We start from the raw sequence: 23,281 nt of genomic DNA, 5'->3' as shown, positions 1-23,281 counted from the left end.
CGTGTGACGGCCGTCTGACGTAGGTTCTTGGGTGTGGGGCCGCACCCAACGGGTGATGAGTACCGGGGCGCGGACCGGCGAGCGCGACGACGCCGAGGGCCTCCTCTCGGTGTTCGGTGGGCCGCTGCTCGACGCCTTGGCGGCCGGGAGCGACCGCGAGGCCGCCCGCGCGCTCTGCCTGCTCGCCGAGGCCGACCCGGCGGTCGCACAACCGCTGGCCGCCCGCCTCCTCGGGCGTCTGCCCGACGCCGACGACCGCCGCGCCCTCGTTCGGACGCTGGCCGAACTCACGCGGGAACACCCCGACGCGGTCCGCGAAGCGCTCGACGCCGCCGACGCCGGCCGCCGGGTCCGCGCGGCCGTCGCCGAGGCCGACGGGTGGGCCTTCGCGCAGCGGCCCGACGGCGGGACCGACCTCGCCGGCGCGGTCCGGCGGGTGGTCGACACCGACGCCCCGACCGACCCCGGCCCCGACGTGGTCCAGCGCGCCGGCGAGACAGACGACCGGCCCGCCGACGCCGACCGCGCCGCCGAGCGCGAACACCGCGGCGACCCCGCGGCGATGGACCGCCGGGACCGCATCGAGCGCGCCGAGCAGTCCCGGGCGTTTCGCGCCATCAGCCTGCTGGGGACCTTCGAGAGCATCGACGTGGTCGAGCCCGAACAGGCGGTCCGCTACGGCTCGGTGCTGCGGACCCGGGCGACCCTCGACGGGACGGAACTGGGCGTCGCCCTCCGCCTGTTCGACCTGCCCGAGAGCGCCGCGAGCCGCCGGGAGTTCGCCGCCGAACTCGCCGAGTCGCTGGCCCAGTGGGACGCCGTCGCCGACCACGACGGCGTCGTGACGACCCACGACTGGGGCGACTACCCGCGGCCGTGGGTCGCCGCCCCCTACCTCGACGGGACGCTGGCCGACCGCGGCCGCGTCGGGGTCCGGCGCGCGCTCCGGGAGACCGCCCACCTCGCCGGGGCCGTCGCCCACTGCCACAACAACGGCGTCGTCCACGGCGGCCTCGACCCCGAGACTGTCGTCTACCCGTCGAGTTCGCTGGAGGGACTGCCCGCCCCTCGGCTCGACAACGTCGGCCTGATGCACGCCGTCCGCGACCACTTCCCGCCCTCGGAGTTCCTCGACCCCCGCTACGCCGCCCCGGAGTACTTCTCCCGGGACTTCGGCGGCGTCGACGCCGCCACCGACGTGTACGGACTGGGCGCGCTCTGTCACCGCCTGCTGACCGGTCGACCGCCCTACGCGGGCCGTTACGAGACCGTCCGCGAGGCCGTCGTCGACGGCGGCGTTCCCCGGCCCACCGATGCGGTGCCGGACCTCCCCGACGCCGTCGACGAGGTGGTCGCAAAGGCCATCGCGCCGGAAAAGCTCACCCGCTACGAGACGGCCGCCGCCGTCCGGCGGGACTGCTGGCGGCTGGCGCAGTCCCTCGACTGAGCTACCGCCGCGCCTCCTCGAACCGGTCGTCGGTGAGATACACCGCCCCGTCCCGGACCGTCACCGAGACGCCGTCGAGGGCGTCGCCGGCGCACGGCCCCGCGGTGCAGACCCCGTTCTCGCGCTCGAAGCGCGCGCCGTGCTTGTGACACACCAACTGGTCGCCCGAGACGATGGCTCCCCGGCCGGTGTCCAGTGGCACTTCGGGGCGGTGCGGACAGGAGTTGCGCCACGCGGCGACGGCGTCGCCCGTCCGGTGGAGGATGCAGTCGACGCTCCGGCGGCCGTCCGCGGCCCTGAACCGCAGCGTGCTGTCCCGCGGAACCGCCGACAGGTCGGCGATGCGGCGCGGGTCCGCGTCCCCGTCGTCGCCCGCCGTCCCGCCGCTCTCGTCGCCCCCGTCGGCCGGTTCCTCGTCCTCCGCGCTCCCGTCGCTTCCCGAACCGAACGAGAAGCGCACGGTCGCGCCGCCGGCCTCGACCGCCCCGGCCCGGTCCCGGACGCGCACGACCTCGGCGTCGCCGTCGTGTTCGACGGTCACCTTCACGTCGTCGGTCATATCCGGCGGGTCGGTGCCTCCGGGGCATAACCGTGTCGGGACGGTCTCGGGCCGCAACTGAGTTACGCCGCCCGGCCGAACCCGTCGTCATGGACTCCGAGAACGTCACCGTCGACGTGGAGGTCGAAGTCGAAATAGACACCGAGGAGCTCGAAGCGGAAGTCGAGGACGCCACCGAGTTCGAGGCGACCCTCGACGCCGACGGCGTGGCGATAGAACTGGAAGCCGAAGTGGCGTTCGCCGACGAGGAGTGAGCCGCGGCTCGCGCCGGTGAACTGCACTGTCGATTCTGAAAACGTCGAACCGCAAAGAGAGAGAGAGAGAGAGAGTCGTTCGGAAGGCGCTGCAGCGGACGGTGATGTCGGAAGTCAGGCGAGCGGGTCCGCAGTCGGCGGGCCCGCGCTGACGTTCCCCGTTCCTACATCATGCCGCCCATGCCGCCGCCCATACCGCCCATGCCGCCCATGCCGCCGCCCATACCGCCGGGCGCGCCGCCGGGGCCGCCGGGCCCGCCTTCCTCGTCGTCGTCGTCGCCTTGGCCGCCCTTGAGGTCGCCCGCGGCGATGACGTCGTCGATGCGCAGAATCATCACGGCCGCCTCGGTGGCGGACTCGATGGCTTGGGTCTTGACGCGCAGGGGCTCGACGACGCCGTCCTCTTCCATGTCGACGACCTCGCCGGAGTAGGCGTCCAGCCCGCTGGTCACGTCGCCGCCGTCGTGCTTGCTGCGCAGGTCCACGAGCGAGTCGATGGGGTCGTGGCCCGCGTTCTCGGCGAGCGTGCGCGGGATGACGTCGATGGCGTCGGCGAAGGCCTCGACGGCCAGCTGCTCGCGCCCACCGACGGAGTCGGCGTAGTCACGCAGGCCCAGCGCGAGCTGGGTTTCGGGGGCACCGCCGCCGGGCAGGACCTTACCGTCCTCCAGCGTGGCGGCGACGACGCCGAGCGAGTCCTCGATGGCGCGCTCGACCTCGTCGACGACGTGTTCGGTGCCGCCGCGCAGAATCATCGTGACGGCCTTGGCGTCCTCGACCTCTTCGACGAAGATGCGCTCGTCACCGGCGACGTCCTTCTGGGCGACGGAGCCGGCGAAGCCGAGGTCGTCGGCCTCGATGTCGTCGATGTTCGAGACGATGCGGGCACCCGTCGACCGCGAGAGGGCCTCGATGTCGGACTTCTTCGCGCGGCGGACGGCGAGGATGCCCTCCTGTGCGAGGTAGTGCTGGGCCATGTCGTCGATGCCCTTCTGACAGAAGACGACGTCGGCACCGACGTCGGCGAGCTTGTCGACCATCTCCTTGAGCTGTTCCTCTTCTTGATCGAGGAACTGCTGGAGCTGGTCGGGGTCGGTGACGTTGACCTCGGTGTCGAGTTCGGTCTCGGGGACTTCGATGGCCGTGTCGAGCAGCGCCACGTCGGCGTCCTCGACGGCGAAGGGCATGTTGTCGTGGACGCGCTCCTTGTCCACGATGACGCCCTCGACGAGTTCGGACTCGTCGCTGGAGCCGCCGACGACCGTCTCTATCTGGACGTTGTCGGTGTCGACCGTGCCGTCGTCGTCGACGACCGCCTGCGCCGCGCGGACGACGAGTTCGCCCAGCACGTCCTTGGAGGACTCCGCGCCCTTGCCGGTCATGGCCGTGCCGGCGACCTTCTCGAGGGTCTCGGTGTCGTCGGCGTCGACCTCGATGGCGTTGTCCTCGAGGATTTCCTTGGCCTTCTCGGCGGCCTGACGGTACCCCTGTGCGAGGATGGTGGCGTGGATGTCCTGGTCGAGCAGTTCCTCGGCTTTCGACAGCAGTTCACCGGAGATGACGACCGCGGTCGTCGTGCCGTCGCCGACCTCGTCCTCTTGGGTCTGGGCGACCTCGACGATCATGTTCGCGGCCGGGTGCTCGATGTCCATCTCGTCGAGGATGGTGACGCCGTCGTTCGTGACGACGACCGACCCCGAGTTGTCGACGAGCATCTTGTCCATGCCCTTCGGCCCGAGTGTGGTCCGAACGGCCTCCGCCACGGCCGTCCCGGCCGTGATGTTCATGGACTGGGCGTCCTTTCCGGAGGTTCGCTGGGACTCCTCGGAGAGTACGATCATGGGCTGGTTACCCATCTGCTGTTGAGCCATAGTCAAACGATGATTGAATGTGATTCTATATAAACTCTTTGGTGGCGGCCGATTCATCGCCCCACTGCGCCCCACTCTCGCCAGTGTGGCACGCTCTGACGTGGTGGGTTTAAATACGCATATCGGCCGGGTTTCGCGCCGGTTCGCCGCGTTCGGGGCGGTTCAGTAACCCATCCCGAACCGCCGGTGGCGCAGTTCGGGCGTCACGCGGATGCGCTCGATGTCCTGTCCGGTCCGGTACCAGACGAACGCCGCGCGCGTGAACAGTTCGCGGCACTCGATGCGGACCTCGCGGGGGACGCCGCCGGTGCGCTCGCGGAGGTCCTCGATGGCCGCCTCGGTGAACAGGTCCGGCGGCTCGCCGTCGTAGGGTTCGTCCCGGAAGTACGCGAGCGAGCGGCCGACGTACTCGGCCACGTCCGCGACGCCGAAGGGCTCGATGCCCTCGTAGTAGCGCAGTCGGGAGTCCAGCGTCCCGCGTATCTCGGCGACCCGCCGCTTCCCCTCGGGGGTCCCCATCAGGAACAGGCGCACGCCGGCGTCGCCGGCCACCTGCAGCGGCGAGAGCAGGTCGACCTCCAGCACCTCTATCTCGTCGACCAACAGGAGCAGCGTCGCGCCGTCGCCGCGCACCCGCCGGACGACCTCGTGGACGGCCTCGCGGGCCTCCGCCGTCGCCCACGGGATACCTTGGCGGACCTGCGAGTAGTTCGCCGGGTCTACCGAGTAGCCCGCCGCGTAGGCGGCTTCCAGCACCGTCTGGTAGAGCTTCCGCGGCGTCGTCTCGCGTGGGTTGTCCAGATGGGCCAACACGAAGTCGTCGTGTTTCGAGAGGTCCCGCAGGACTATCTCGCGAAACGCCGACTTCCCGGTGCCGTAGGGGCTGACAAGCCCGATGTGCTGGTCCTGCAACAGCCACGACGTGACTTGGTTCAGCATCGCCGTGTCGTGGCGGACGTACAGCGGTTCGGGCATGCGGTCCAGCCCGGCCTCCTCGGTGAAGGGGAGGTCGGTCACGTCGTCGGGGTCCCCGCCCAGCGCCCGGCCGAACGCCAGCAGGCGCTGCTCGACCTCGCGCAACTGGTCCAGCAGGACGCCCTCGCTCGCGCCCTCGTCGCGGGCCTCGTCCTCGCTCCGGAGCCGTTCGAGTCGCTCGACGACCTCCCCGACGGTCTGCCCGCTGTCCCTGTCGTCTGCCACGGTACTCCGGCGTACTTGTCGACGAACCCGATTATACTTTACGCCCGGCGGCGGCCGAAAACGGTCGCGTCCCCTGTATTATCCGGTGAACTGGTGGTACTCCAGCCCCTTGTGTTTCATCTCGTTGTGCTTGCGCTCGAGGAACGAGTACACCGAGCCGTGGGGCGCGCCGTCGAGCAGCATCTCCGCGGCCTCCCGGACCGCCTCGACCTGCTCGGGTTCGCCGATGATGCCCAGCGTCGACCCGTAGATGACGACGGCCGCGCCGGTCAGTTCCTCCATCAGTTCGCGGGTCCGGCCGCCCTCGCCGATGAGTCGGCCCTTCTGACGCCGGAAGTCGTTCTTGTTCCGGGTGGCGGCCTCGATGTCGATGAGTTCGAACAGCATCATCTCGCCGTCGAGCAGGCGCAGCGCCTCCTCTGGCGCGAAGCCGCGGCCGACGGCCTTCACGATGTCCGGCCCCTTCAGCGCCGTCACGGGGTCGCCGACCGACTCCACCTTCACCGACCCGTCCTCGGAGTCGATGTCGAGGCGGACCTCCGCGCGCTCCTCTATCTCGCGCATGGTCTCACCCCCTTCGCCGATGAGGACGCCGATGCGGTCCTGCGGAATCTTCACGTGTTGCATAAGTATGCCCGTTCGTACTCGACGGGCGCAGTTAAGCCTTCGTCTGTCGACCGGCGAGACCGCCCGCATCAGGCCGTACAGTCGTGTTCCCAGATGGTCACCGCGTCGGCCGGCGCGTCGCCACCGCTCCGGGTGGTCCGCGTCCGGACGTAGTCGACGCGGAACCGCTCGACGCCGACGGCGTGGCTCCGGTTCCACTCCCGACAGCGGTACTGGCCGTAGTACAGCCGGTAGTCGACGTTCCCCCGCAGCCGGAGGTTGAGCATGTACTTGCGCCAGCGCTGGTTCGGGTACGTCGCCGAGCGGTCGGCCGGTTCGAGATACGAGACGGGCCCGCCGCTGTAGAGGTCGACGCGGCTCCCGTTTGCCAGCGTCGCCGGCACGACGTACCAGCCGTCGTCCCGGACCGGCTCCGGCGCGAACATCCGCCAGCCCTGTGTCAGCATCGTCGCGTGGCCGTAGGCCGACAGCGGCTCCGGGACGAGTTCCGGGTCGTCGCCGTCGCCCGTCGCGGCCGCCACCGTCTGGGCGTTCCACAGCCCGACGAACGCGAGCGAGACGACGGCGACGGCCAGCGCCCCGTACCGGACGCCTCGCCGGAGCCGCTGGCTCGCCTCGTCGCCCAGCGACAGCGTGACGTACCACTCGCCCGCCGCCCGCCGCGCCGCCGCCGGCGTCCACCGCTCGGTCCGTTCCGGGACGAGTCGGTCCCAGACGGCCGGCGGCAGGAACAGCGCCAGTACGACGACGACCAGCGGCGGGAACAGCCCCAGATGCATCGTGAGGAACATGCCGACGTGTGCCCCCGCGAACGCCGCCGCGAGCAGGGTGCGGACCCGGCCGGTCGTCAGGACCAACAGCGGTGCGGCGGTCCAGAGCGCGAGGACGGCGTACGACAGCGCCGTCGTCGCCGCGGGGACCCCCGCGAGCGCGTCGCCGACGGGCGTGGTGAACATCTCCAGACTCATCGCGTACGCGACGCCGTCCCCGCGGGGCCAGACCTCACCGGTGTGTTTCAGGACGGCGTTCACGCCGTACATCGCCACGACCTCTAGCAGCAACATCGCGGTCCCGACGGTGAGGACCTGCCCGTCCCGCCCGCCGGTCCGGAGCGCGTCGACGGAGAAGCGCGCCCCCAGCGGCGCGAACATCGCCCAGAACAGCGTCGTCCGCAGGAGGGTGTCGCCGCCGTTGAGCACCAGCGGCATCCGGGCGTGCAGCGACGCCCAGCACAGCCACGCCAGCACCGTGGCGACCCGCGTCCGGTAGCCCGCGAGGACGGCGACGGCGACCAGCGCTTGGCCCGCGAACGCGAGCGCGACGCCCTCGGCGCTCCCGACCGCGAGGTGCGCTGAGAGGACCTGCCCCTCCGAGAGCAGCGCCCACCGCGGCAACACGCCCGCGTCGGTGTAGTGCGCCCGCAGGTCCGTCGCCCGAAGGAGGAGGTCCGCGAGCAGGAGGACGCCCAGCCCCACCCGGACCGCGCCAAGCGCCCGCGCGTCGATTGCGAGGCGTCTGCGCGCGGCCGCTCGCAGCCACTCGGCGCTGTGCCCCACCCACCCGTTCGGCATACGATACCGAACTCGCGCCGACGGAAAAAACCCTTACGGCACCCGTCTCGTCAGCCCTCGTCGGGCTGTGGGACGGCGTCGGCGTCGCTGCCCGGCGCGGTGTCGCTCGCCTCCCGGGGCGTCGCGTGTTCGCGGACGTACGCCACGAGGGCGTCGGCGTCGGTGTCGACCCCCTGCCGGGCGAAGAAGGCCGCGACGTTGCGACAGTCCCGTTCGAGGAACTCCTCGGCGTTGGGGTGGTGGACCGTCACCGCCTGCCCGAGGTCGATGATGTACAGTTGGCCCTCGTGGAAGACGACGTTGTACTCGGAGAAGTCGCCGTGGACGAGGCCGGCGTCGTAGAGCCGGCGGACGTACTCCCGGACGACTTCGAAGGCCGTCTCGGGGTTCTCGATGCGGACCTCGCTCAGGCGCTTAGCGCGGCCTTCCTCGGTGCCCAGATACTCCATCACGAGGACGTTGCGTTCGACGGCGATGGGCTTCGGCGTGCGCACGCCCGCCCGCCGGGCGCGCTTGAGGTTCGAGGACTCCTTGCGGACCCACGCCGTGACGACTTTCTTCTTGTCCGAGCCGATACCCTCGAAGCGGGGGTCCCCGTCCAAGTAGCCCCGCATGTCGACGAAGTCGGAGGCGTTGATGCGGTACACCTTCACCGCGACCTCGCTGTCCCCGGCCAAGGCGGTGTAGACGTTGGCCTCCTTGCCCGTCGAGATGGGGCCGCCGAAGGCGTCGATGTGGCCGTCCTGAACGAGTTTGTACAGCGCGCCGTAGGTGGCGTCGTCGAAGACGCTGGCCTCGACCTTGAACTGGTCGGCGTCCTTGATGCGCTTGCGGAACTCGCTGAACTCGCGGTCCCGCTGGCGGGCGATGCGGTCGGCCTCCGTGTCCGAGACGTCGAGTTCCTCCCACTCGTCGCCCGGCGCGTCGGCCTCGTCGGTGTCGAGCAGACCGTACTCGCTGTCGGTCACGCTCGGGCCTCCGGAGCGGCGCTCATCGGCGCTACTCCTGGATGTGGCCCTCCTCTCGCAGTTGGTCGGCGTCCTGTTTCTCGTAGCGCCACGTGATGTCCGCCTTCTCGTCTTGCCAGTCCCACGGCGAGACCAGCACCACGTCGTCCTCCCGAATCCAGATGCGTTTCTGCATCTTGCCCGGAATCCGGGCTGTCCGCTCTGTCCCGTCCATACAGCGTACCTTCACGCGGTTCGCGCCGAGCATGTCCAGCACGACCGCGAACACCTCGTCGTCGTCGGGCATCCGCAGGTTCTTCCGGCCGCCGTTGTCGCTCATACGCGGGCGTTCGGACCCGGGACGCTTAAGGCTTGTACGATTTCGGTTCGGTCGACGGGGCGCTCGTGCCGCCCGTGAGGGCGGTTTCGCCGGGGCGGCTCGTCGCCGCTCCCACGACGAGGCCGAAACTGAAAACTTAAACGCGCGGACCGGATATCGGAGCGTATGGCTAGCTTCGAGGACGCGTCCGACCGGCTCCTGAACAAGCAGATATGCATGCGCTGTAACGCCCGCAATTCCGAGGGCGCTCGCCAGTGCCGCAAGTGCGGCTACGGGAAGCTCCGCCCGAAGGCGAAGGAACCGCGCAGCGCGTAACCGACCGTCGGCTTCTCCGTCGCACTCGCCCCGCCAGCGGCGCTACTCGTCGGGGTACTTCGGTTCCCGGCGCTCGGCCCGCTCCAAGGCCCGCTCGACGACCGCGCGCACGTCGCCCCGGAAGACGCCGCCGTGGCCCGAGTACATGTGTTCGACGCCGTCGGGCAGCCGCTCCAGCAGCGTCCGGATGCTCTCGACGAGGCGGTCGCGGGACTGTCCGGGGTAGTCCGTGCGGCCGAACGAGCCGTCGTCGAACGCGCCGTCGTCGTGGACGACCACGTCGCCCGAGAACAGCGACGCCGACGAGACCAGCGAGACGTGGTCATCGGCGTGGCCCGGCGTGTACACCACCTCGGCCGTCTCGTCGCCGACCCGCAGTTCGTCGCCGTCGGCCAGCGCGTGGTCCCGACGCGGGTGGTCGCCGTAGGCATACAGCGGCGCGTCGAAGGCGTCCAACACGTCGTCGAGTCGCTCGACGTGGTCGCCGTGTTGGTGGGTCAGGACGACGGCGTCGAGCGCGTCCGTGTGGTCCCGAATCGCGTCGACGACGCCGTCCATCGCGCCCGCGTCGACGAGCGTCGTCCGCTCGCCGACGGCGAGGTAGGCGTTGCAGGTGAACGTCTCGGCGTCCGCGGTGACGTTGTGGACCTCCATAGCCCCACCGTCGGCCCGCGGCCGCTTGAGTCTACTGTCGGCACCCCCGGACCGCCCGGTCCAAGCGGCGGGCGTAGGTCAGGCGAATCTCCCGGGCCGTCTCCCGGTCGACCGGCGCGCGGCCGCCGACCTCGTCGCCGAGGGGGGCGTAGCTCGCCACGTCGAACCCCATGCGCTCGAGATACGACCGGACCGAGTCGGCGGCCAGCCCCTCTCGGATGGCGTCGTTGGCCAGTTCGACGACCCTGTCGAACGCCGGGAGCACGACCGCGTCGTCGGTCAGTCGGCCCCGCTGACCCCCGATGCGCACCTCGGCGTCGCGGACGCGCTCGACGACCGTCGCCAGCCGGTCGGCCAGCCGGACCACCTGCTCCGGGAACGTCGCGTCGGGCGAGCGCCACTCGACGGTCCCGAACGCCTCCCGGAACTGCACCGGGGTCCAGACGGCGCTCTCGGGGTCGAAGTTCGCCTCGACGGTCGCCCGGTCGACCCCGGCGTCGACGGCCGTCTCGACGAACTCCGCGTAGCGGCGGTCGAGCCGCTCGGTCCAGTCGCTCTTGTCCTCGACGTAGGGCCAGAGCCGGCCTTGGTCCGGGAGCGAGTCGTAGGCCATCCAGCGGTAGAGCTTCGACCGGGCGCTGGCCGCCAGCGAGCGCCCCCGGAAGTACGGCGAGGAGTTGACGAGCGCCAGCGCCGGGTCGAGTGCCACGAGCGCATTGAACTGTTCGACGGCCCGACCGGGCTGTTGCTCGACGTGGATGTGGGTGCCGGCGCAGTGGCGCACGTAGTCGAAGTCCCCGCCGACCACGCGGTCCTGAATCCGGGTCCGCTCGGCCGGCCGGTCGGCGACGGTCCCGCAGTGAATCGGGGTCGCGAGCGGGACGAGCCCCAGTCCCCGCTCGGCCGCGCGGTCGAGGACCGTCCCGAGCCGGTCGAAAAGCTCCTCGCGGAGCGCCGATGTCGTCTCGCACGGGCTCGTCTTGACCTCCAACAGCGGCTTCACGAACTCCGGTTCGACGCCCGGCCCCGCGTCGACGAGGTCCGCCGGTTCCGTCAGCCGGCCCTCGTCGTCGACGACCCAGTACTCCACTTCGATGCTCCGTCTGACCGGGGCCGCCGAACTCACCGCCTCGCACCCCCGGATTCCGGTCCGGTCGTCCGGTCGTGTGGGCTGTTCACAGTCACCAGAACGGTCGGACCTCCGCGGTTAGTATATTTCGTACGTGGCATTTTTTCGGGGAAGCGAGCCGACACGTTCGGCCACCCGGCGCAGACGGCGGCGACCGGGGCCACTATGTGAACCGCCCCCCGAACACGGGCATGGCCGCAGTCACCGTCTGGAACGAGTTCGTCCACGAGCGCGAAGACGACGCCGTCGCGGAGGTCTACCCCGACGGCATCCATGCGACTATCGCCGACGCCCTGTCCGAGCGGGGCCACGACACCCACACGGCGACCCTCGACGAGCCCGACCACGGGCTCACCGAGTCGGTACTGGCCGACACCGACGTATTGCTGTGGTGGGGCCACGCCGCCCACGACGAGGTTCGTGACGCCGTCGTCGAGCGCGTCGCCGCCCGCGTCACCGCGGGGATGGGACTCGTCCCCCTCCACTCCGCCCACGCGTCGAAACCGTTCAAGCGCCTGCTCGGGACGCCCTGTGACCTGACGTGGCGCGAGGCCGGCGAGCGCGAGCGCGTCTGGGTCGTCGACCCCGGCCACCCCATCGCCGACGGACTGGACGACTCGCTGGTCATCGAGGAGGCCGAGATGTACGGCGAGCCCTTCGGCGTCCCCGAGCCCGACCGGCTGGTCTTCACCTCGTGGTTCGAGGGCGGCGAGGTGTTCCGCTCGGGCTGTTGCTACCGGCGGGGCCGCGGGCGGATATTCTACTTCCGTCCGGGGCACGAGACCTACCCCATCTACCACCGCGACGACGTCCAGCGGGTGCTGGCAAACGCCGTCGACTGGGCCGCGCCCACCGAGGGGGCCGACGCCCGCGGCGGCAACCGGAACGTCGACCCCCGCGAGTCGCTCTGACAGCCAGCCCCACCGTCGACGGTGGTCGAAAACGGCCGCCGTCCGCGCTCACGCGTGTGCGAGCGCGACTGTCAATCCGAACCGCCGAGTGATTTTTGGGGCCGAATCCCGTACCCCTCAATGTACTATGGGGTTCGGGAGCTACGACGAGTCCGAACAGGAGAATCAGGAGTACGACACAGACTTCGAGGACGAAGACGGTGTCGACGCGGAGGAGAACACCCACGAGGGCGACGTGGAGTACGAGTTCACCGCGTCCAACGACGAACTGCTCGACAGGCTCGAAGACATCAAGAATCAGGACCAAGACAACACGTGAAAGCCGGGGTGCGGGCCCTCGGCGTGGCCGAGTCGTACCGCCACGAGACCAGTCACCTCGCGGGCGTCGTCGTCAGAGCCAGCCGAGTCGTCGACGGCTTCGTTTTCGGGACCTGTACGGTCGGCGGGACGGACGCGACCGCGGCCGTCACCGACATGGTCGAGCGCCTCGACCGCGACGACGTTCGGTACCTGCTCGTCGCCGGCATCGCCCCCGCGTGGTTCAACGTTCTCGACCTCCGCCGCCTCCGCGCCGCGGCCGAGCGCCCGGTCGTCTCGGTCACCTTCGAGGACTCCCCCGGGCTCGAGTCGGCCCTCCGCGAGGCCTTCGACGACCCCGACGCCGTCCGGGAGCGCCTCGACACCTACCGCGCCCAGCCGGACCGCCGCTCCGTCGCGGTCGCCGACGGCACCGTCTACGTCCGCGCTGTCGGGCTGACCGACGACGAGGCGGCCGACGTGGTGCAGGCGTTCACGCCCGAGGGCGGCCGGCCCGAACCGCTCCGCGTCGCCCGACTGGCCGCCCGAGCGCGCGCCGACGAGGGGCCGGCGTCCCCCGAAGACAGTTAAACACCGGCGGCGTATCGCCGGCCGATGCTGCTGGTGCTGTGTGTCGACCTCGACGACGACATCGGCCGCAAGACCGACGTGGAGACGCCGGTCATCGGCCGCGACGCCGTCGAGGACGCCGCCGTCGCCCTCGCCGAGACCGACCCCGAGGACTCGGACGTGAACGTCCTCTTCGAGGGCGTCCACCTCCACGACGAGGTGACCGACGAACCCGTCGAGGTCGCCGCCGTCACCGGGGTCGAGGGAGGCGACGTGGCCGCCAACCGCGCCGTCGGCGACGAACTCGACACCGTGTTGGCGTCGCTGACGGCCAGCGAGGACGTCCGCGCGCTGGTCGTCACCGACGGCGCACAGGACGAGTCGGTGGTCCCCGTCATCCGCTCGCGGGTCCCCATCGACGGCGTCCACCGCGTCGTCGTCCGGCAGGCACAGGACCTCGAATCGATGTACTACACCATCAAGCAGGTGCTCGACGACCCCGAGACGCGGGGGACCATCCTCGTCCCGCTCGGCATCCTGTTGCTCGTCTACCCGCTCACCGTCGCCGTCGACTCGCTGGGCCTCCCGGGGTCGGCGCTGGGCATCATCTCCGGCCTGCTGGGCCTGTACGTCCTCGCTCGCGGCCTCGGTGCCCAAGAGCGTCTCGACGCCGCTGTCGAGGGCGTCACGTCCAGCATCTACGCCGGGCGCGTCACCATCATCACTTACGTCGTCGCCGCCGCCTTACTCGCCATCGGCGGCCTCAGCGGCGTCCAGACCCTCGAAAACCGGCCCGGCCTCTCCGCCGTCGAGGTGTTGGCCGCGCTGGTCTACGGCGCGATACAGTGGTTCGCCGCCGCCGGCATCACCACCAGCCTCGGCCGGGTCACCGACGAGTATCTGGCGGGCACCTTCGAGTGGCGCTACCTCAACGCGCCCTTCTACGTCCTCGCCATCGCCGCCGTCCTCCACGGCGTCAGCGCCTTCTTCCTCGGCGTCCGCGACCTCGAATACCTCGCCGTGGTGCTCACCGGCGGCACCCTGCTGGGGCTGGTCAGCACGCTCGCCTTCGCCGTCGCCGAGGCCCGCTTCGACCCCGCCGAGCGCCACAACCAAGGCCCCGGCGGCCCCTCCTCGGAGTGATGTACGTCTCCCACGCCGTCCGGAGCATCCGCGCGGACCCCGCGCCCGACGCGTCCGTCGCGCTCGCGCTCACCACCGCCCCCGACGCCGACCCCGAGACCGTCGCTGACGCCGCCCGCGCCGCCGGCGCGACCGTCGAGCGCCACCTCCAGTTCGACGACCTCGCGGTGACCGTCCCGCAGGACCGCGTCGCCGACATCTGCGCCCTCGACGGCCTCGACGCCGTCGAGACCACCGCCGCCATCGCCATCACCGCCCCCGACGCCGCCGACGAGGACGGCCTCGACGGCTAATCGCACGGCTTTTGGGACTCCCCCGCGCACCTGTCCACGAGGGCACGTAGCTCAGTCCGGATAGAGCGTCGGACTTCTATCGCCGTCGGCCTCGCCGGTGGCGGAAGCCATCCGACGGTCGTGGGTTCGAATCCCACCGTGCCCGTGAAGCCGCCGAGTGAACACGAGGCGTGCTGAACCGCAGCACGCAGGGGATTCGAATCACGGCAGACCGAACGCAGTGAGGTCTGGCATCGGGTGAGAATCCCACCGTGCCCGTCGACCTTTTTCGGCGTCGGGTTTCCTCGGGCCGCCGGCGGCGGCCCTGCGGGAACCACTCCTTGAAAAACGTCGATGAAAAAGGCCGGAATCGCCGCCGGCGATTCCGGTGAACCGCGCTCGCGTCGCTCGCGCGGAGAGCGCTCATCGAAGACGACCGCACCGACTACCGCCCCTGCGTCAGTCGGAACCCGATTTCCCGCGGGAGGCCAGCGTCCTCGACGGCGTGGACGACGGCGTCGGTGTCGTAGGGGACGCGGCGCTCGTCGACGGTTAGGTCGTCGAGGTCGAGGACGGCGTAGGCCGCGTGGGGGTCGCCGTCGCGGGGCTGGCCGACGCTGCCGGGGTTGACCACGACGCCGTCGGCGTACACCTCGTGGTGCTGGTGGTGGGTGTGACCCAGCACCAGCACGTCCTCGTCGCCCAGTAGTTCCGGCCCGAACTCGTCGGGGTAGGTGTAGTGGTCGGGGTCGTCCGGGTGGCCGTGGACGAGTTTCACGCGGTCGGCACAGGCAAGCCGTTCGTCGGGCAGCGCCGCGAGCCAGTCGCGTTGGGCGTCGGTGAGTTGCTCGCGGGCGTGTTCGACGCCGGCTTGGGCCATGCCGTTGAACGCGAAGGGGGTAGTGGCCGCGACGGCCCGGTCGTGGTTGCCCATCACCGTCGGCACCGGGCCGTCGGGCCACGGCACGCCGTCGTCGAGGCCGTCTGTCTCGGCCCGCATCGCGTCGACGCAGTCGGCGTGCCACGGGTTGTACCCCACCACGTCGCCGGCACAGACCAGCCGGTCGACCGGCGGCATGTCCCGCAGGACCGTCGCCAGCGCGACCCGGTTGCCGTGGATGTCGGAGATGACGCCTACCTTCATTGTCGGGGCCTAGCGGGTGTGGGGTCTTGAGTGTCGGCACCGCGTCAGTTTTCGAGGGGGGGGGGGTGTCGCCAGCTACTCGCCGTTGTAGACGGCCACGTCGAACCCGTCGTCGGCGGCCCCGGCGACGCCGGCGGCACAGACCGCGTGTTCGAACTCGTTGGCGTACGTCTCGCGGGCCGCGCCCGCGGCGTCGGTGGCCGCGAGGTCGAACGGCGTCGGGCTGTCCTCCTCGTAGGTGGCGACCAGCGTCGGCTCGATGACCTCCTCGACCAGCAGGGCGTCCCGGCGGACAGTCCCGACGACCGCACCCGGGCCGTCGGCGGTCGTGGTCGGGTCCGCGGCGTCGACGCCGACGATGCCGGCGATGCGGGGCGTGTCGTAGTCGTCCTTCTCGAAGTCGAGCGCCAGCAGCGGCTCGGCCAGCGCGTCCCGCGCCGGATACCCGAGGGCGAGCTTCTCGGCGATGGGGTCGACGTGGGAGCCGTTGCCGACGACCGCGCCGCGCTCGGTCACGCGGACGCCGTTGTAGGAGATGTAGGGGTTGTCCGTCTCCGGGGCGTCCGGCGTCGGCTCGACGGTGACGGTCCCGTCACGTTCGGTTGCCTGTCGGTTGGGAAACGACCGCGAGGAGACGCGGTACGCGCCGACCTCGGGGCCGACGACGACGAATCGTCCGACGTACATACCCGACACTCCCGGCGGTCCGGGGAAATCGGTGTCGATGTTCCGCGGCCGCGTCGGTGTCGTCCCTGGCGGTCCCCGGCGGATGCCGACCTCTCCCACGGTTGTCCCACTCCGCAACACTGAAATACGGCTGCGGGGTACAACCGGGTACGCGTCGCCGTCCGCGGCGACGGCGCAGTCCATTGGGGTAGTGGCCAATCCTGAAGCCTTCTGGGGGCTTCGACCCTGGTTCGAATCCAGGATGGACTACTCGGACTTCTCGTCTCCCGACCCGATAGCGTTCGGCTCGGCAGTTTCGCCCGACAGCGTCGCGGTTCCGCCCGTCGCTTCACGTCAAAATCCACCGCTGGAACAGATTTATATAACTGGACCGTACACGAATCCAGTGCGTCATGCGACAGGTTACGAAAGTGGTCCTCCGGGTAGGGTGCATCGTTGCGATGCTCAGCATGACTGCTGCCCCGGCGGCAGCAGCGGGGAGCGACGACTGGCGAACCGAGAACGCCAACCAGTGCGGTTCGGCGCTGGTCAACCCGCTCCCGTACGGGTCGTTCGCCGTCCCCGAGGGCGAGCGGGCGACGCTGGGTGACTGTCTGGCGTATCTGCACAACCACGATTACAAGATACCCGTCCCGTTCGAACTCGGCTTCGAGCGGACGTACACGGCCACGGCCTGACCGGCCCGGCACCGGTCGTCGGAACGGACGCCGCGGCGCTCCGTCGCGGTGTCCACTCCCCGTCACCGACCGGAATTATTAGGGCGGTCCCGCGGGAGTCTCGGAGCGTGCAGGCGATACTGGACCCGCTGGGCGTCGGCTCCGCGCCGGACCTGTTGCGACTGCTCGCCGTCCCGGTCTTCGGCTGGGCGGCCTACCGCGACGTGAAGACCCGGCGGGTCCCCAACCGGACGTGGCTGCCGCTCGCGGCGCTGGCGATCGCCTTGCTCGCGTGGGACGCCTACGCCGTCGTCACCGGTCCCGCCTTTGGCGGACGGCTCTTCTTCGTCCGCGTGGCCCTCAGCGTCGGCTTCGTCGTCCCGCTTTCCTACGTCTTCTGGCGCATCGGCGGCTTCGGCGGGGCCGACGCGAAGGCGTTCATGGTCGTCGCTCTCCTCTTCCCGGTGTACCCGGTGTACTACCTCCCGACGGTGGCGCTGCCGCTGGAGCCGGCACCGCTTGGCGTGTTCTCCCTGACGATACTCTCGAACACGGTGTTGGCCGGTGTCGCCTACCCGCTCGCCGTGGCCGCGACCAACGCCGCCCGCGGCCGGTTCGACCCGGCGATGTTCATCGGCAAGCCCGTCGCCGTCGCGGACGTGCCGACGGAGTACGGCCGCCTGCTGGAGACGCCCGAGGGGTTCACCCGACGGGGGCTCGACCTCGACGCCCTGCGGATGTACCTCCGGTGGCGCGGGGCGACACTGGCCGAACTGCGGGCCGACCCCGACACGTACCGCGACCCCGACTCGCTCCCGGCGACGTTCAACGACCCCGGTGACGGGGCCATTACCGCCGACGGCGGCGAGCGGGCCGGTTCCAGTGTCGTCGGGACCGATGTCGACGCCGACCCCGCGGACCCGTGGGGGGCCGAGCGGTTCCTCGACGACATCGAGGGCAGCGCCTACGGGACGACGCCGGAGGGACTGCGCGAGGGGCTGGACGTGCTCGCCGCCAGCGACGAGGTGTGGGTGTCGCCGGGCATCCCCTTCCTCGTCCCGATGTTCGCCGGCCTGCTCGTCTCGCTGACCTACGGCGACGCGCTGTACGCGCTGTTGGCGCTGGTCGGCGTGGCCTGAACGCGGCGGGCGACCGGAACACATACGAGCGCGCCGGCGGCATTGGCGACCGGATGAACCCCTACCTCCTCCTCACCGCGGCCATCGTCTCCGAACTGTTCGGGACGACGGCGCTGAAGCTCTCCGAGGGCTTCTCCCGTCCCCTCCCGAGTGCCGGCGTCGTCGTCGGCTACGGGCTGGCGTTCTATCTCGTCTCGCTGACCTTGGAGGAGCTTCCGGTCGGCGTCGTCTACGGGACGTGGGCGGCGCTGGGCGTCGTCGGCGTGGCCGCCATCGGCGTCGTCGTCTTCGGCGAGGAGTTGGACCTCGCCGGAGCGGTCGGCATCGCGCTGGTCGTCCTCGGCGTCTACGTCCTCAACGTCGTCTCCGAGACCGCGGCTCACTGACCGTGGTCCCGCGTCGACTGCCCCGAGCAGAAGACCTATTTTTCGGACACGCCTCCGGCCGACTATGACCGAGGTGGACCTCGCGTTCGACGAGCAGGAGTACCTCCCCGCCGTCGCGCAGGACGCCGACAGCGGCGACGTGCTGATGCTCGCCTACGTCACCCCCGAGGCGCTCGAACGGACCCGAGAGACCGGCTACGCCCACTACTACTCCCGGAGCCGCGACGAACTCTGGCGGAAAGGCGACACGAGCGGCCACACGCAGGCCGTCGAGGAGGTGCGGGTGGACTGCGACGGCGACGCCATCCTCTATCTGGTCGAGCAGTCCGGCGGCGCCTGCCACACCGGCTACGAGTCCTGTTTCCACCGCACCGTCGACGGCGAGACGGTCGGCGAGCGGGTGTTCGACCCCGACGACGTGTACTGATGACCGACCACGAGGCCGTCGCGGCGCTCGAACGGGCCCAGCGCGAGCGCGAGCGGACCCGCGACCGCGTCACCGATGTGGGTGAAAGCACCCTTCGAACCTGCCGCGAGGCCTACCGCGACCTCCGACGGCTCCTCGACGACTACGAGGAGCGCGCGACCGGCAGCGGCGACTTTCAGGCGTTCACCGAGTTCCAAGGGAAGGTGGGGGGTCTCGTTGAGGACCTCCCGGATGACCTCCCCGAGCGCGAGACGTTCGAGGCCGTCGACGACCACCTCCAGCAGCGCCGACTCACCGAGGGGGACTTCGAGACGGCCCGGCGGAAGCTCGACGCCGTCGAGGACACCGTCGCCCGCCTCGACGAGTGGGAGCAGGCCCGCGAGGACTACCGCGAGGCCCGCCGGGACGCCCGCCGCCGGCTGGACGAACTGGCCGACCGAATCGACGAACTGGAGCGGCTGGCGCGGCTGGGTGAGGCGGAGCTAGACGCCCCCGTCGAGCGCCTTCGCGACCCCATCGCGGCCTACGACGAGGCCGTCGGCGAGGCGTTCCGCGAGTTCCGGGCGAGCGAACCGGCCCGCGAGGTGTTGGCCGCCGTCGCGCGGGCCGACGCCTTCCCGCTCGTGGGCTTTCGCTCCCCGCCCGAGGAGCTGCTGACGTACGTCCGCGAGCACGACGCCGGCGCGGAGCCGGTGCCGACGCTGCTGGAGTACGCCGACTACTCGGCGTCGAAACTCGACCACTACGTCGACGACCCGGCGGCGCTGCGCAGCGCCGTCGCAACGCGGCGCACGTACCTCCGCGGGCTGGACGCGGACCCGGTCAGCGTGGGGTGGCCGCCCCCGCCCGCGGACCACCTGCCGTGGCTGTGCCGCGAGTACCGCTCGGTCGTCGCCGGCTTCGCCGACGAGGCGGTCGTGGCGAAACTGCGGGCCGTGCGGGCGCTGGCCGACCGCGACGACTACGAGCGCCTGCGGGAAAGCGCCGTCGCGCGGTCGGAACTCACGGCCGCGGAGCGCGACCGGGTGGCCAGCGGGGCCGTCGACGCGGACCTGACCGCGGCCCGCGAGGAGCGGGCGGCCGTCGAGGCGGCCCTCGCGGAGCACGGCCCGCTCTGAGACGCGCTACGCCTCTCGCTTGGCCGCGTGGACCACGTCGTCGACGAGCGCGGCGGCCCGGCTCTCGGTGCGGGCCTCGGCGTAGACGCGCACCACCGGTTCGGTTCCCGACGGCCGGGCCAATACCCAGCCGTCGCCGTAATCCAGCCGCCAGCCGTCGGTCGTGTCGAGGTCGGCGTCGGCGTCGGTGGCGTGGGACTCGATGCCCGACAGCAGGGCGTCACGCTCGGCCTCGTCCGCGTAGTCGAGGTTCCGCCGGACGTTGGCGTAGCCGTCGAACGCCGCGACCACCTCGCTGGCGGGCCGGTCGGCGAGGAGTTCGCAGAAGCGCGCGGCCGTGTAGGCCCCGTCGCGGGCGATTCGGTAGTCCGGAAAGAGGACGCCGCCGTTGCCTTCGCCGGCGACGGCGACGTGCTCGCCGGCGGCCCGTAGCTCGCGGATGCGACTCACGATGTGGGTCGACCCGATGGGGGTCAGCGACAGCGTCGCGCCGACGGACTCGACCACGTCGACGAGGCGCTGTGAGGCGTTGACCGCCGAGACGGCGGCGTCGCCGGCTTCCAGTTCGGCGGCGGCGAGCGCCGCGAGCGCCGCGTCGCCCTCGACGTGGCGGCCCCGCTCGTCGACGAACATCGCGCGGTCGGCGTCGCCGTCGTGGGCGACACCGAGGTCGGCGTCGGTCGCCGTCACGTAGGCCCGCAGGTCCGCGAGGTTCGACGCCACCGGTTCGGGGTCCCGGCCGGGGAAGTGGCCGTCGGGCTGGGCGTTGACCGTGTGGACCGTACAGCCCAGTTCGCGGAAGAAGTCGGGGCTGGTCAGCGAGCCCGCGCCGTGGCCCGGGTCGAGGACGACGGTCAGGTCGGCGTCGGCGACGCGCTCGCGGTCGACGGCCGCAAGCGCCTGCTCGCGGTAGCGCCGCCGGGCCGACTCGACGCGGCGGTCCCGTCCGGTCCCTGCCCAGTCGGCGTGTGGCGGGTCGTCGGCCGAGAGCGCCGCCTCGATGCGGTCCAAGGTCCCGCGGGCCAGTTCGACGCCGTCGGCGGCGACGAGCTTCACACCGTTGTACGCCGCGGGGTTGTGGCTGGCCGTGACCATCAGCCCCGGGACGCCCTCGCGCTCGCAGTAGGCCTGTAGTCCCGGCGTCGGGACCACGCCGAGGCGGTCGGCGTCCAGTCCGAGCCCCGTCAGGCCGCTGGTCGCGGCGTTGGCGAACGTCCGCCCGGTGGTCCGCGTGTCCCGCGCCACGGCGACGCGAGCGTGGTCCGGGAGCCAGACGGCCCCGGCGGCCTGTGCCACCCGCAGGACGTAGCCCGGTGTCAACTCCTCCCCGGCGACACCGCGGACGCCGCTCGACCCGAAGACGTGCATTCGGGCGGGAATCCGTCGGCGAGTGGCTTATTCGTGTCGCCATCCGCGGCGGTCCTGTCGCTCGAACGGAACGGGCACGCGATTCCAACAGCCATTAGCACCGGGACCGCCGACTGCCAGTATGGCAAACCGGGAACTCATCGCGGCGCTCCGGGACGCGGAGGCGGTCAAGTACGGCGAGTTCGAGCTCTCCCACGGGGGCACCTCGGACTACTACGTCGACAAGTACGTCTTCGAGACGGACCCGCGCTGTCTGGAACTCGTCGCCGCGGCCTTCGCCGAGCGGCTCGGCGACGCGAAGCTCGCGGGCGTCGCGCTCGGGGCCGTCCCGCTGGTCGCGGTCACCAGCGTCGAGACGGGGCTGCCCTACGTCATCGCCCGCAAGCAGCAAAAGGAGTACGGGACGGCCAACCTCGTCGAGGGCGACCTCGCGGAGGGCGAGGAGGTCGTCATCCTCGAAGACATCGCCACGACCGGCCAGAGCGCCGTCGACGCCGCCGCGGCGCTGCGGGATGCCGGCGCGGTCGTCGAGCGCGTCCTCGTCGTCGTCGACCGCGAGGAGGGGGCCGCCGAGAACCTCGCCGACCACGACCTCGAACTGGAGGCGCTCGTGACCGCCTCGGACCTGCTCGCCGACGCGCCCGACGACGCCGGCGACTGAGACGGCCCGCCGTCGACCGGTTCCGGACACGTCGCCCGCGTGAGGGGTTTTCGCCGCTCTCGCCACGCTTAAGCCGGTCTGTGTAGTGGCTCGGGACGTACACGATGGCGGGAACACTCCACGAGTTGTTCGACCTAGACGAGCACGACACGGACGTTCGGACGGAGGTACTGGCCGGACTGACCACCTTCCTGACGATGAGCTACATCGTCGTGGTCAACCCGGCCATCCTGAGCGCGGCCATCTCCGTCGAGAACCGAACCGCGGGCCAGACCGTCCAGATGCTGGCGGTCGTCACCATCATCTCGGCGGCCGCCGCGACGCTGGTGATGGCCTTCTACGCGAACCGGCCGTTCGCGCAGGCCCCGGGGCTGGGGCTGAACGCCTTCTTCGCGTTCACCGTCGTCCTCGGCTTGGGCGTCCCGTGGCAGACGGCGCTGGCAGCCGTCGTCGTCGAGGGTATCCTCTTCATCGTCCTGACGGCCGTCGGGGCCCGCGAGTACATCATCAGGCTGTTCCCCGAACCGGTGAAGATGGCCGTCGGGGCCGGTATCGGGCTCTTCCTCGCCATCATCGGGTTGGAGGCGATGCACGTCGTCGCCGCCGACCCCTCGACCTTCCTCCAGTTCAACCCGGCCTTCGCAAACGACCCCATCGCTATCATCTCCGTCGTCGGCCTGTTTCTCACGTTCGCGCTGTACGCGGCCGACATCCCCGGGTCCATCATCCTCGGCATCGTCATCACGACGATACTCTCCTACGTCGCGAGCGCGCTGGGCGTCTCCCCCATCGACCCCCAGATAGCCGAGGGCGTGTTCCTCTACACGCCGGCGACGCTGACCGGCCAGACCGACGTGGTCTACTCCGTGGCGGGCTACAACATCTCGCCGCTGGTGGGCGCGTTCCTCGACGGCTTCTCGAACGTCGACGCGCTGGGCTTCTCGCTCATCGTGTTCACGTTCTTCTTCGTCGACTTCTTCGACACCGCCGGGACGCTGACCGGCGTCGGCCAGATAGCCGGCTTCCTCGACGAGGACGGCAACCTGCCCGACATCGACCGACCGCTGATGGCCGACGCCGTCGGCACCACGGTCGGTGGCATCATCGGCACCTCGACGGTGACGACCTACATCGAGTCCTCGACCGGCGTCGAGGAGGGCGGCCGGACCGGCCTGACGGCGCTCGTCGTCGCGTTGCTCTTTCTGGCGTCGCTCGCGCTGGTGCCGCTGGCCGCCGCGGTGCCGCTGCACGCCTCCCACATCGCGCTGGTCGTCGTCGCGGTGTTGATGCTCCAGAACATCGTCGACATCGACTGGGACGACCTGAGCCACGCCGTCCCCGCCGGGCTGACGATGTTCATCATGCCGTTTACCTACTCCATCTCCTACGGCATCGCCGCGGGCATCATCGCCTACCCCATCGTCAAGGCCGCACAGGGGAAGGCCGGCGACATCCACCCGGGACAGTGGGTGCTGGCCGGCGCGTTCGTGCTGTACTTCTTCGTCCGGACCAGCGGCATCCTCGGCGGCGCGCTCTGAGCGCCGGCCGTCCCTGCGTCGCCCGGACACACCACCAACGCGCTCTTATC

General features: G+C 70.7%; 27 protein-coding genes and 2 tRNA genes. 17 read left to right on the top strand and 12 right to left on the bottom strand.

Annotation, left to right across the window (positions count from 1 at the left end; all coding sequences use genetic code 11):
* Window positions 1-55: 55 nt before the first annotated feature.
* Window positions 56-1,447, top strand: coding sequence for a protein kinase domain-containing protein (locus tag ACV7JO_RS12920; RefSeq protein WP_470353818.1), 1,392 nt, complete (start codon window positions 56-58; stop codon window positions 1,445-1,447).
* Between the two features lies 1 nt (window position 1,448).
* Here ACV7JO_RS12920 and ACV7JO_RS12915 read toward each other — a convergent pair whose 3' ends face one another.
* Window positions 1,449-2,006, bottom strand: coding sequence for a Rieske (2Fe-2S) protein (locus ACV7JO_RS12915; protein ID WP_470353817.1), 558 nt, complete (start codon window positions 2,004-2,006; stop codon window positions 1,449-1,451).
* An 89-nt stretch (window positions 2,007-2,095) separates the two neighbouring features.
* Between ACV7JO_RS12915 and ACV7JO_RS12910 the strand changes: the two genes are divergently transcribed.
* A complete protein-coding gene (locus ACV7JO_RS12910; protein ID WP_470353816.1) occupies window positions 2,096-2,260 on the top strand; it encodes a hypothetical protein in 165 nt (54 codons plus the stop codon).
* Window positions 2,261-2,424: 164 nt separating this feature from the next.
* On the opposite strand, the gene thsA is transcribed toward ACV7JO_RS12910, so the two are convergent.
* From thsA to eif1A, 6 genes are all read right to left on the bottom strand, one after another.
* Window positions 2,425-4,116 (bottom strand): thermosome subunit alpha, encoded by a 1,692-nt coding sequence (gene thsA / locus ACV7JO_RS12905; RefSeq protein ID WP_470355783.1) that lies wholly within the window; start codon window positions 4,114-4,116, stop codon window positions 2,425-2,427.
* A 177-nt stretch (window positions 4,117-4,293) separates the two neighbouring features.
* On the bottom strand, window positions 4,294-5,331 hold the full coding sequence (locus ACV7JO_RS12900) for an AAA family ATPase (RefSeq protein WP_470353815.1): 1,038 nt from the start codon (window positions 5,329-5,331) through the stop codon (window positions 4,294-4,296).
* 78 nt (window positions 5,332-5,409) lie between these two features.
* Entirely contained in the window at window positions 5,410-5,958 is a 549-nt protein-coding gene (locus tag ACV7JO_RS12895; protein ID WP_470353814.1) for a KH domain-containing protein, read from the bottom strand.
* A 68-nt stretch (window positions 5,959-6,026) separates the two neighbouring features.
* A complete protein-coding gene (locus tag ACV7JO_RS12890) occupies window positions 6,027-7,529 on the bottom strand; it encodes an HTTM domain-containing protein (RefSeq protein ID WP_470353813.1) in 1,503 nt (500 codons plus the stop codon).
* 50 nt (window positions 7,530-7,579) lie between these two features.
* Window positions 7,580-8,497, bottom strand: a complete 918-nt coding sequence (gene rio1, locus ACV7JO_RS12885) for a serine/threonine-protein kinase Rio1 (protein ID WP_470353812.1) — start codon at window positions 8,495-8,497, stop codon at window positions 7,580-7,582.
* Between the two features lie 31 nt (window positions 8,498-8,528).
* A complete protein-coding gene (gene eif1A, locus ACV7JO_RS12880; RefSeq protein ID WP_470353811.1) occupies window positions 8,529-8,816 on the bottom strand; it encodes a translation initiation factor eIF-1A in 288 nt (95 codons plus the stop codon).
* A gap of 165 nt (window positions 8,817-8,981) precedes the next feature.
* Here eif1A and ACV7JO_RS12875 point away from each other — a divergent pair, with 165 nt between their 5' ends.
* Complete coding sequence (locus ACV7JO_RS12875) at window positions 8,982-9,131, top strand: 50S ribosomal protein L40e (RefSeq protein WP_470353810.1); 150 nt, start codon at window positions 8,982-8,984, stop codon at window positions 9,129-9,131.
* A 42-nt stretch (window positions 9,132-9,173) separates the two neighbouring features.
* On the opposite strand, the gene ACV7JO_RS12870 is transcribed toward ACV7JO_RS12875, so the two are convergent.
* Both ACV7JO_RS12870 and ACV7JO_RS12865 read right to left on the bottom strand, forming a co-directional pair.
* The gene (locus ACV7JO_RS12870) at window positions 9,174-9,785 is read right to left on the bottom strand and encodes an MBL fold metallo-hydrolase (RefSeq protein ID WP_470353809.1); all 612 of its coding nucleotides are present in this window, start codon (window positions 9,783-9,785) and stop codon (window positions 9,174-9,176) included.
* 31 nt (window positions 9,786-9,816) lie between these two features.
* Complete coding sequence (locus ACV7JO_RS12865; protein WP_470353808.1) at window positions 9,817-10,911, bottom strand: glutamate-cysteine ligase family protein; 1,095 nt, start codon at window positions 10,909-10,911, stop codon at window positions 9,817-9,819.
* 194 nt (window positions 10,912-11,105) lie between these two features.
* Between ACV7JO_RS12865 and ACV7JO_RS12860 the strand changes: the two genes are divergently transcribed.
* The 6 genes from ACV7JO_RS12860 (at window position 11,106) to ACV7JO_RS12835 (ending at window position 14,273) form a co-directional block, all read left to right on the top strand.
* Window positions 11,106-11,825 (top strand): ThuA domain-containing protein, encoded by a 720-nt coding sequence (locus ACV7JO_RS12860; protein WP_470353807.1) that lies wholly within the window; start codon window positions 11,106-11,108, stop codon window positions 11,823-11,825.
* Window positions 11,826-11,952: 127 nt separating this feature from the next.
* Window positions 11,953-12,144: a DUF5786 family protein gene (locus tag ACV7JO_RS12855; protein WP_470353806.1), complete on the top strand. Its 192-nt coding sequence runs from the start codon at window positions 11,953-11,955 to the stop codon at window positions 12,142-12,144.
* A complete protein-coding gene (locus tag ACV7JO_RS12850) occupies window positions 12,141-12,713 on the top strand; it encodes an endonuclease dU (protein WP_470353805.1) in 573 nt (190 codons plus the stop codon). The genes ACV7JO_RS12855 and ACV7JO_RS12850 overlap by 4 nt, the downstream gene beginning before the upstream one ends.
* 24 nt (window positions 12,714-12,737) lie before the next feature.
* On the top strand, window positions 12,738-13,835 hold the full coding sequence (locus ACV7JO_RS12845; protein WP_470353804.1) for a DUF373 family protein: 1,098 nt from the start codon (window positions 12,738-12,740) through the stop codon (window positions 13,833-13,835).
* Complete coding sequence (locus ACV7JO_RS12840; RefSeq protein WP_470353803.1) at window positions 13,835-14,128, top strand: hypothetical protein; 294 nt, start codon at window positions 13,835-13,837, stop codon at window positions 14,126-14,128. Before ACV7JO_RS12845 ends, ACV7JO_RS12840 begins: the two co-directional genes overlap by 1 nt.
* A gap of 40 nt (window positions 14,129-14,168) precedes the next feature.
* Window positions 14,169-14,273 (top strand) — tRNA-Arg (locus ACV7JO_RS12835).
* 279 nt (window positions 14,274-14,552) lie between these two features.
* Here the strand turns inward: ACV7JO_RS12835 and ACV7JO_RS12830 are convergent.
* Together ACV7JO_RS12830 and ACV7JO_RS12825 are read right to left on the bottom strand one after the other, a co-directional pair.
* Entirely contained in the window at window positions 14,553-15,251 is a 699-nt protein-coding gene (locus ACV7JO_RS12830) for a metallophosphoesterase family protein (RefSeq protein WP_470353802.1), read from the bottom strand.
* 75 nt (window positions 15,252-15,326) lie between these two features.
* Window positions 15,327-15,938: an IMP cyclohydrolase gene (locus tag ACV7JO_RS12825; protein WP_470353801.1), complete on the bottom strand. Its 612-nt coding sequence runs from the start codon at window positions 15,936-15,938 to the stop codon at window positions 15,327-15,329.
* A gap of 176 nt (window positions 15,939-16,114) precedes the next feature.
* Here ACV7JO_RS12825 and ACV7JO_RS12820 point away from each other — a divergent pair.
* The 6 genes from ACV7JO_RS12820 (at window position 16,115) to ACV7JO_RS12795 (ending at window position 19,664) form a co-directional block, all read left to right on the top strand.
* Window positions 16,115-16,187 (top strand) — tRNA-Gln (locus tag ACV7JO_RS12820).
* A 143-nt stretch (window positions 16,188-16,330) separates the two neighbouring features.
* The gene (locus tag ACV7JO_RS12815; protein ID WP_470353800.1) at window positions 16,331-16,615 is read left to right on the top strand and encodes a hypothetical protein; all 285 of its coding nucleotides are present in this window, start codon (window positions 16,331-16,333) and stop codon (window positions 16,613-16,615) included.
* 116 nt (window positions 16,616-16,731) lie between these two features.
* Window positions 16,732-17,733 (top strand): A24 family peptidase, encoded by a 1,002-nt coding sequence (locus tag ACV7JO_RS12810; RefSeq protein WP_470355782.1) that lies wholly within the window; start codon window positions 16,732-16,734, stop codon window positions 17,731-17,733.
* A gap of 53 nt (window positions 17,734-17,786) precedes the next feature.
* Window positions 17,787-18,119, top strand: coding sequence for a DMT family transporter (locus tag ACV7JO_RS12805; protein ID WP_470353799.1), 333 nt, complete (start codon window positions 17,787-17,789; stop codon window positions 18,117-18,119).
* 64 nt (window positions 18,120-18,183) lie between these two features.
* The gene (hisI, locus tag ACV7JO_RS12800) at window positions 18,184-18,546 is read left to right on the top strand and encodes a phosphoribosyl-AMP cyclohydrolase (RefSeq protein WP_470353798.1); all 363 of its coding nucleotides are present in this window, start codon (window positions 18,184-18,186) and stop codon (window positions 18,544-18,546) included.
* Window positions 18,546-19,664 (top strand): DUF7118 family protein, encoded by a 1,119-nt coding sequence (locus tag ACV7JO_RS12795; protein ID WP_470353797.1) that lies wholly within the window; start codon window positions 18,546-18,548, stop codon window positions 19,662-19,664. The genes hisI and ACV7JO_RS12795 overlap by 1 nt, the downstream gene beginning before the upstream one ends.
* Window positions 19,665-19,670: 6 nt before the next feature.
* Here the strand turns inward: ACV7JO_RS12795 and glmM are convergent, their stop codons facing one another.
* Entirely contained in the window at window positions 19,671-21,032 is a 1,362-nt protein-coding gene (gene glmM / locus ACV7JO_RS12790) for a phosphoglucosamine mutase (protein ID WP_470353796.1), read from the bottom strand.
* Between the two features lie 121 nt (window positions 21,033-21,153).
* On the opposite strand from glmM, the gene pyrE reads away from it, so the two are divergent.
* Both pyrE and ACV7JO_RS12780 read left to right on the top strand, forming a co-directional pair.
* A complete protein-coding gene (gene pyrE, locus ACV7JO_RS12785; protein WP_470353795.1) occupies window positions 21,154-21,693 on the top strand; it encodes an orotate phosphoribosyltransferase in 540 nt (179 codons plus the stop codon).
* Window positions 21,694-21,797: 104 nt separating this feature from the next.
* A complete protein-coding gene (locus ACV7JO_RS12780; protein ID WP_470353794.1) occupies window positions 21,798-23,231 on the top strand; it encodes an NCS2 family permease in 1,434 nt (477 codons plus the stop codon).
* Window positions 23,232-23,281: the final 50 nt, after the last annotated feature.

The organism is Haloarcula sp. MBLA0138, from assembly GCF_055632455.1.
Note: the sequence above shows the minus strand (reverse complement) of the source record. Positions and strands in the feature narration are given on the sequence as shown.